The organism is Cytophagia bacterium CHB2 (assembly GCA_030263535.1).
In the GTDB taxonomy this organism is placed as follows: Bacteria; Zhuqueibacterota; Zhuqueibacteria; order Zhuqueibacterales; family Zhuqueibacteraceae; genus Coneutiohabitans.
In genome coordinates this window covers 1-8337 of sequence record SZPB01000294.1, presented here as the reverse complement: position 1 = coordinate 8337, position 8337 = coordinate 1, and the positions used below count along the sequence as shown (strand labels likewise).

General features: G+C 53.0%; 10 protein-coding genes. 8 read left to right on the top strand and 2 right to left on the bottom strand.

The features are described from left to right. Window positions 1-2120 (bottom strand): lamin tail domain-containing protein (locus tag FBQ85_22410; GenBank protein ID MDL1877894.1); only part of this gene is annotated, 2120 nt, incomplete at its 3' end. Window positions 2121-2174: 54 nt separating this feature from the next. On the opposite strand from FBQ85_22410, the gene FBQ85_22405 reads away from it, so the two are divergent. The 8 genes from FBQ85_22405 to FBQ85_22370 all read left to right on the top strand — a co-directional run bounded on the left by FBQ85_22405 (window position 2175) and on the right by FBQ85_22370 (window position 7603). Beyond that, window positions 2175-2405 carry a hypothetical protein gene (locus FBQ85_22405; GenBank protein ID MDL1877893.1) on the top strand — a complete coding sequence of 77 codons (231 nt, stop codon included), beginning with the start codon at window positions 2175-2177 and terminating at the stop codon, window positions 2403-2405. Between the two features lie 8 nt (window positions 2406-2413). Beyond that, complete coding sequence (locus FBQ85_22400) at window positions 2414-3604, top strand: glycosyltransferase family 9 protein (protein ID MDL1877892.1); 1191 nt, start codon at window positions 2414-2416, stop codon at window positions 3602-3604. A 29-nt stretch (window positions 3605-3633) separates the two neighbouring features. Beyond that, window positions 3634-3927: a BrnT family toxin gene (locus FBQ85_22395; protein MDL1877891.1), complete on the top strand. Its 294-nt coding sequence runs from the start codon at window positions 3634-3636 to the stop codon at window positions 3925-3927. Then, complete coding sequence (locus FBQ85_22390; protein MDL1877890.1) at window positions 3893-4264, top strand: hypothetical protein; 372 nt, start codon at window positions 3893-3895, stop codon at window positions 4262-4264. The genes FBQ85_22395 and FBQ85_22390 overlap by 35 nt, the downstream gene beginning before the upstream one ends. After that, window positions 4261-5106, top strand: coding sequence for a glycosyltransferase family 2 protein (locus FBQ85_22385; GenBank protein MDL1877889.1), 846 nt, complete (start codon window positions 4261-4263; stop codon window positions 5104-5106). The genes FBQ85_22390 and FBQ85_22385 overlap by 4 nt, the downstream gene beginning before the upstream one ends. A gap of 11 nt (window positions 5107-5117) precedes the next feature. Beyond that, window positions 5118-5333: a hypothetical protein gene (locus tag FBQ85_22380; GenBank protein ID MDL1877888.1), complete on the top strand. Its 216-nt coding sequence runs from the start codon at window positions 5118-5120 to the stop codon at window positions 5331-5333. Further along, window positions 5333-6277, top strand: coding sequence for a methylmalonyl Co-A mutase-associated GTPase MeaB (meaB, locus tag FBQ85_22375; protein MDL1877887.1), 945 nt, complete (start codon window positions 5333-5335; stop codon window positions 6275-6277). Before FBQ85_22380 ends, meaB begins: the two co-directional genes overlap by 1 nt. A gap of 462 nt (window positions 6278-6739) precedes the next feature. Next, window positions 6740-7603, top strand: a complete 864-nt coding sequence (locus FBQ85_22370) for a DUF4384 domain-containing protein (GenBank protein MDL1877886.1) — start codon at window positions 6740-6742, stop codon at window positions 7601-7603. 92 nt (window positions 7604-7695) lie between these two features. On the opposite strand, the gene FBQ85_22365 is transcribed toward FBQ85_22370, so the two are convergent. Next, window positions 7696-8337 (bottom strand): sigma-54-dependent Fis family transcriptional regulator (locus FBQ85_22365; protein ID MDL1877885.1); only part of this gene is annotated, 642 nt, incomplete at its 5' end.

Below are 8337 nucleotides of genomic sequence, written 5' to 3'. Positions count from 1 at the left end.
CTGCTATCCTGTGCCGCCAATCTGGGATTGATGCGTTCGAGAGAAAAACCTGTATCGCCGCCCCAGCGGTTGCGAAAACTCACGCTGTCTTGTAAGCCTTTATTAAAATCCCATAGTCGAATGCGATCCGCTTCGTTATTCAGCGTTAACCAGTTTCCGATAACGACGCGCAGAGCGACAGGCGTAAGCAGCGGCAAGCTGCCTTTCGGCGAAATAACGGCAAACGCCCCGGGCGCCAGCAAAAAACTGCTGTCCGGAAAAATCACGGCCACTTCGGACTCGGCATCTTGCCAGCGCCAACGGGCGAGATTAGCCGTGGCGTTGCTGCAATTGAACAACTCAAACCATTCAACCTCGCTGCTGCGCGGGGCATAATAGATTTCATTGATTGCCACCGTGTGCGCCGGATAGCCCACCCACAATTCTGCTGTGAGATGATTATTTGTCAAAACAAGATCCTGCGGTGCACGAACGTCGGCAATGACAACGTTCTTGCCGGAGGGCGGTTGCGGCCAGACCAGTTTTACCGTGGCAAAATCTTCGGGCGCCAGTGCTTGCGCGGCGGCAAAAGCGCCCAATTCTACCATCACTGTCGAATCCTGCGCGCCGATCGGATCATAGAAAAAATGCACGGTATAATTCGATAATGCCTTCCGGCCGCGATTCAGAATCATCGCTTCCAATTCCACGTTTTCGCCGTAATGCGGCTGGGCTGGTGTAAACCGCAATTGCTCGAGTTGCAAATCATGCTCGCGCGGGCTGACGCTGTTGAATTCCGCCGGCGTCGCGCCTTGCCCCGCGGCGCTCGGCAGCCAGTTGCGGCGGTTGTTGTCGCGTTCGTGCCAAATTTTTTCGATTGACTTGCCGGGCGCGCCCCAGTCGCCTTCATAGAAAACGGAATCAATCACGGCGTCACTGAAATCGCGCAAGAGAATCAAGTCGCCGGAATTGTTCAAGGAGGGAAAGCGATTGGTGAGAATGACGGCATCCTCAGGTAGATTGAAGAGAGTTGCCATGTCTGCCGAGGCTGTGAGCACGCGCAAGCTGCGCGGCGGAATAAAAATATTTTTCTCTATGGCGCCGCGGCTGCCGGCTTCATCTTCGATCATCCAATTCAACAACGGCACGCTGAAGGATTGCGGATTGTAGATTTCAAGCCATTCCGGCTGGCCGCTGGCAGGTGTGAACATTATTTCGTTGATCAACAACGTCGAGCGAGGCCAGCCTATCGCCACCGGAATCGCTAGCGTGTCGTTGCGCGCATTGGCATCCTCGTCCAGCATGAGTTGGGCGCGCAGTGTATATTTTCCCACGCGCAAGGCGGGTGTTATGAGGGTGACGTCCATGCTGTCATCCTGCGCCAGCGTTCGCGAGGAGAGAAAGTTACCCAGAAAAATCGTTGCAGGAAATTCGGGGCTTGTCGCCATGAGATTGAAATCGACCTGAAAGGCTGCAACCGGCGCGACCCCGAGATTGCGCACGAGCACGCGAATCGTTGCCGTCATGCCTTCACGCAACGCGCCCGGCTCGATTTGCAAACTGCCCTCGGCGAGACCGGCATCGATCAAACTCGGCGCAACGGAATTTCGCGCGCCGGGCGTGCCATCAACCCGCAACGCATCTGTCCAATTTTGAGGAGAATCATCTTCATTCAAATTGATCTTCTCGTCGGAGATGCCGTCGGGATTGCCGAGGGAATAAAAATACTTCGCCACCGTGTCGCCCGCAGCATTGATCAAGATCACGGTTTCTGCGGCGCTGTTTGAGAATCCGCCGCTGCCGAAGGCATTGTCGCTAATCGTGAGGATAAGGGCTTCCGGAGGAATGAGGGCATCGTATTGCGTTGAGGACGTGAAATAACTCGGATCGAGAATCACGGCGAATTGTTGCGGCGCGAGTTTCAAGCCGGATTGCCACGCGATAATGTCTTCTGAGGCGCTTTGATCGCCAATGCGCCAGCCCGCCAGCGAGATCGAATCGGCCGAACTGGCATTGAACAACTCGACGAATTCATTGGAGTTTTCGTTACCGCGAGGATTGAACATCACTTCGGAGAGAATGATTTGTGCCCGTGCTTCACTCAACAAGAGAAAAGAAAACAACAGCGCCGCACGTTTCATCGGAGCCCCCTGAGCTGTGTTACTGATGTTCGCTAACTCGCTCGAGAAATATTTATGGAGAAGTTTCAAGAAATTTCAGAAGTTTACCGTCATATGAACGGGCGAGAGTGTGATGAATATGCCTTTTTTGTGATTTTTGTGCAAGTAGAATTTGTCTTATTTGCTCAGACGATTACACCGGATTGCGGCGTCCTATCTGCCGAGTCCCTGAAACGGCAACGCGATTATGTGCAATCGCTTCATCCCCAGGAATTTCTCCTTGCACTTCAAGCCATGATACCGTAAGTTTTCGCATGAAATCAAAGCCACCGCTGAGCCCATTCTACGATTCGCAAACGATCATTCCGGATTGCCGGTTGTTCACCGGCTACAAGCCGTGTGTGCCATTCAAGCTCTGTGAAGGCTGTCAAGATCGCATTCCGATGGCCACACGCGTGCTGATCGTGAATCTCGATGCGCTCGGCACGGTGCTGGCCACCACCGCGCAGTTGCCGGCGCTCAAACGAACCTATCCCGATAGTCACATCACCTGGATCACACGCAAGAATGCCTTGCCGCTGCTGCAAAACAATCCGTTCATCGATCATCTGGTGGAATGGAACGACGAAAATCGCATAGCGATTCTACAGCAGAGATTCGAGGTGGCGCTCAATGCCGATAAAAGCCGGCCGGCGGCAGCATTCATGAATATTGTCAATGCCGCCAGCAAGCGTGGCTTCGGCTTGAATGAGAACGGCGCAATTGTGCCATTGAACCCAGGCGCGGAATACGGCTATCGCCTCGGCGTCGATGATCACTTCAAATTTCGTGTGAACCAACGCACCGGGAATGATATTCTTGCCGAGGCGTGGGAAATTGACTATCGCCGCGACGAATATGTTTTGCAATTAACTCCGGAAGAGCTGGCCGCTTGCGAACGTTGGCGGCGCGAGTTGGGTTTGCGCGAAGCCGAAACTGTCATCGGTTTCAATACCGGTTGCTCGACGCTCTTTTCTCTCAAAAAACTCGAAATCGAAACGCAAGCCGCGGCCATTCGACAAATAGCTGTGGCCATGCCCGAGGTCAAAATCATCCTGCTCGGCGGCCGCGAAGACACTGAGCGCAATCAACGCCTGGCAGAGTTGTGCGAGGGCGCGGCGATTCCCACGCCGACGACATTGGGTTTGCGTGAGGGAATTGTTCTGGAGAATCTCGCAGACATTGTTGTCAGCGGCGACAGCCTGGGCATGCACATTGCCATTGGTTTGAAAAAATACGTCGTGGCCTGGTTCGGCCTTTCGTGCGCCGCGGAAATCGAGCTTTACGATCGCGGCGTCAAAATCATTCGCGATTTGCCGTGCGCGCCGTGCTGGAAAAAAGTATGCGACATGCCGCACGGCCCGATTTGCGTGACGGAATTCCGGCCGGAGTGGCTGGTGGAGGCTGTGTATACGACGCATAATAGCTCTCGTTTGCGAGAGGCGGTTTTAGAAAAAGCGAGTTGAATTGATACAAAACCTTTTGTGGGGATGGCATGATCATTCGGAATGTCATTATCTCGGAACGGATTCAAGAAAAACTTTGGAGCAAGCACCATGTCGATGACTTCGAAGTAGGGCAAGTATTCAGCAATTACCCTTATTTTGAATTTCGTGAAAGAGGCAAGGTGATCAGCGACGAGGATATGTATTCGGCATGGGGACGAACAAACTCCGGCCGGTACTTGATTGTGTTTTTTATTTACAAGCTCAACCAAGATGCTTTGATAATGAGCGCCAGGGACATGAACAAAAATGAGCGTAAGCATTATGCGAAAGCCAGACACTAAAAGCAGAACCAAGCGCGGTACAAACCATAAGAATCGTGATCCTGTGCCTGAACGTTTTGAAAGCCCGGAGGCTGAAGCTGATTTTTGGACAGAACACGATTTGACTCAGTATCGCGATTATTTTAGCGAGGTCAAAGATGTGATAGTTGATCTTCGCAATCAACCTCTCCGCCTGGAAAGCGAGCTTGCCGAAAAAATCGGCAGAGTTGCGCGCCGGCGCGGGATTTCTGCGGAGACGCTTGTGCACCTTTGGCTGCAACAGAAATTGTCGGAAGCCTTGAAGCGTGATCAGCGCCGCTCTAAACGCGTTTCACGAAAATTGGCCGGTGCAAAATGAGTGCGGTTAGCGTTGAAACTCCGCAAAAATTAGATCGCCAAGCGGCCGTTCAAAATGAGAGCACGGCGCGCCTGTCGGCCATCGTGATCACCAAAAACGAGGGCGAGAACATTCATGAATGCCTCGCTTCCCTGCATTGGGTGCAGGAGATTGTGGTGGTCGATGCCGAAAGCCAGGACAACACCGTCGCGCTGGCCAGGGAATTCACCGACAAAGTTTTCGTGCGGCCCTGGGAGGGTTATGCGGCCGCGAAACGATTCGCGCTGGCGCAATGCACCGGCGATTGGGTGTTGTGGATCGACGCCGACGAGCGCGTCACGCCCGAGCTGCGTCAGGAAATTTGTGATTTACTCTCAAATGCCCCGGCCTGCGCCGGCTATGAACTTGCCCGTCTGGCCAATTTTCTCGGGCGTTGGATCATGCACGGCGGTTGGTATCCCGGTTATGTGCTGCGCCTCTTCCGGCGGGAGAATGCAAATTTCAACAATCTCAAAGTTCACGAGGGGGTTGAACTCAAAGGCAAAATCGGTCGCCTGCAAAACCATCTTTTGCATTACACTGATCGCGACATTCGCCGCTATTTTGAAAAATTCAATCGTTATACCTCGCTTGCTGCCGAAGAACTGCATCGCAAAGGCAAGCGCTGGCAGTGGTGGGATTTGCTGTTTCGCCCGTTCTGGATGTTTTTGCGCATGTATGTTTTCAAAACCGGCTTTCTCGACGGCATGCCGGGATTCATACTCGCCTGCTTTTCAGCGGCATACGTATTTACGAAGTACGCGAAATTGTGGGAGATTGAAAAAACGCAAAAGAATTCTCATTCGCCATCGCTTGCGGAATAAGGAGAAATAATATGGCCCACATCCGTGTAATTCACGATCCCGTAGGAGAAACCTTGACAGTCTACTGGGAAGAACCGCGAACTGATCAGGTTTGTGAGGAGACCGGCGAGGGCGTCATTCTGATTAAAGACCGTTCCACTCAAAACGTGATCGGTTTTGAAAAGCTGTACTATCGCCCGGTTGAGCGGGCGCGCGCGATCACCCTGGAAACAGCCGAAGTCGCATAATGACACCATCCAACCTCCTCTCACAATTTTTCTCTGGCTCGCGCCGCGCTCTGGCCAAGATCATCACAGCCGTTGAAAATGAAAGCCCGGAGGCGCCGGCGTTGCTCGACGCGATTTATGCCAAAGTCGGCAGAGCCTATCGTCTCGGCATCACCGGCCCGCCGGGCGCGGGCAAATCCACCACGGTGGACGAGTTGACCAAACTTTTGCGCCAGCAGAACTATACCGTTGGCATTGTGGCGGTCGATCCTTCCAGTCCGTTCACCGGCGGCGCATTGTTGGGCGATCGCGTGCGCATGAACGATCTTGCCACCGATGCCGGCGTATTCATTCGCAGCATGGCGACGCGCGGTTCGCTCGGCGGCCTGTCGCAAAAAGCACAGGAAGCAGGAGATGTGCTCGATGCGTTCGGCAAGGATTTCATCATTTATGAAACCGTTGGCGTCGGCCAATCTGAGCTAGACATTGTTGAAACCGCGGATACGGTGATCGTGATTCTCGTACCCGAAAGCGGTGACGCGGTGCAGGCCATGAAAGCGGGATTGATGGAGATTGCGGATATTTTCGTCATGAACAAATCCGATCGTGAAGGCGCCGGCCGCGCTTTGCGCGAGTTGGAAGCCATCTTGCATTTGCGTCCGGCAGCGGAATGGAACCCGCCGGTGATTGCCGCCGCCGCCTCTCAAGCCAAGGGCATCGACGAAATTTGGCGAACCATCTCAAGGCATCGGGCTTTTATTGAGCAGCACGGCCATCTCAAAACCAAGCGCCGCCATCGCCTCGAAACCATGATCCGCGAGCTGGTCAACAGAAGGCTGAAGCATGAATTCTGGGATGACAGAACCGTGCGCTTGCTGCATGAGCACTTGAATAGCTCGCATGCGAATACCCTCTCGCCCTATGCCGTTATGGAAGATTTGGTGCGGAATTTTTTGAACAAGTAAGTCGATCGGGCTTAGATTATTGCGCATGCACGGCAAATAAATCGATTTGTGAGGTTGAAAAGCAGCTTGTCATTTATGCGTGAAATCGCCACAGATTTTGAATATCAAAAAATGATGAACAATTTTTGAGAGTCAAAATCAGGGAAACGTTTGATCTCCATACTGATCTTTCGTGCCGGTTCTTGTTGCCTATCTTTAGTCAAATCAATTCGAAATAATGGACAGAATATTCCCACTTCGATTGACGAAGACACAGAAACCTTCCCTGCACCTACTGATTCATTTCCTGAAGGCATGGCATAACCATTGCCGGATTCATGGGGAATGAATAGTGTTTAAGTTAAGCTGTTGAGTGTAGCGGAAGGCAGCACAGCAGGCCGGCATCTATGAACAAATCAACTTCAGTCCATAGAGGCTGTCTTCCGCTTATGTCATGTCGATGAAACCGGAGAAGAAAAAGAGATGCGTAATATCATAACTGCTGTCGCGTTTGTTGCCGCCGCCTGTTGGCAGCCGGTGCGCGCGCAGCCGTCCAATGCCGTGCGCGTCGAAATCTGGCCAACGCAAAAGCTCGAACAACCTTTCGCGGACGATGTTGCGGTTGACATGTCTGTGCGGGTCAGCAGCCGCGGCTACGTCACATTGTATCAAATCAATCCCTGGGGCGGGATGGAAATTCTCTATCCGAAATCGCATCATTGTTGGCGTGTGCTGGAGCCGAATCGCGCGTATCGTCTCACGGAATTGGCGGAGGATATTCGTTTGGATTATCGAGGTGCCGAGGGCTCAGCTTATGTTGGCGGAGTGCTCACCGAGCACGCGATGCATATTGCGCCCTGGCTGCAGCAATCGTTTGCCGCGCACGGTTTGCCTTCTGGCCGCAATGTCTCCGGATCAGACGCGCTTGATATCCCCGGAATCATTACGGAGGTTGAAAAAGATATTCAGTTTCGTCTCGGCGCAAATGCCAGACCCGCATTCGCTGTTGCACCGCTTCACATTCAATCGCAGCAAGCGCTGGCGCGCGAACAACGCAGGGATTCTCCCGGCCTTGCGCCGGTATCTCCGAAGGATAGCCTGATCCCGTCCTCGTCTGCGCCATCAACGCTGAGCTTGCAACGCAATCCTTCTGCCGCGCCCAACGCATTTAGCAAACAGGGCAAACCCGAAAGCCGCGGGCGCGACAAGGATCGAGACTCTCTCACCACCCCGTTCAAGGGGTTGCGCAAGCCGCCGGCGAATGCGCCGGAAAAGCCGAAATTCACGCCTCGAAAAAAAACATCATCCGAAAAACAATCGCCCAAGAAGACGCGCGAGCGTAATTGACGTTTGGCCCTTCATAAAAAAATCCCGCAGGCGGAATTCTCAAGAAGATTTCTCCTGCGGGAATTTTTTATTCTCCCCAAGACGACTCACCCTCATGACTCGCCGTTATTCCGCAAGCCAAGGTTTTTGAGTTTGGTGAAAACGTGACTGCGATCCATTTGCGCAAACTCCGCGGTTTTGCTCACATTGTGATTAAACCGTTTGAGCACTTGCAGGAAGTATGCTTTGTCGAACTGCTCTTTTGCGTCTTTATAGGGCAGATCCGCATACTCTGTTTGCATTTCAGGAATGGGCTGCGCCAGGCGCAAACGAATGACTTCGGGTTGTATGACTTCACTCTCTTCCAACAAGATTGCGCTGGCAACGATGTTTTCCAGCTCACGCACATTGCCGGGGAAATGATAATTCTCCAACAGCTTGAGCGCAGCCGGAGAAATATCTTTGGCGGCTTTCGTGCGGCTGCGGCCGCAGGTTTTAAGGAAATGCCTGACCAGCAAGGGAATATCGCCATGGCGTTCGCGCAACGGCGGCACTTCAATGGGAAACCGGTTCAAGCGATGATACAATTCCTCGCGGAATTTGCCTTGCGTCACCGCCTCCGCCAACTTCAAGTTGGTCGCCGCGATGATACGCACATCCACCTCGAGTTGCTCGACGCCGCCGAGACGTTCGAACGTGCGTTCCTGCAAAAAACGAAAAAATTTAATCTGCAGAGGCAGCGGCAACTCGCCGAT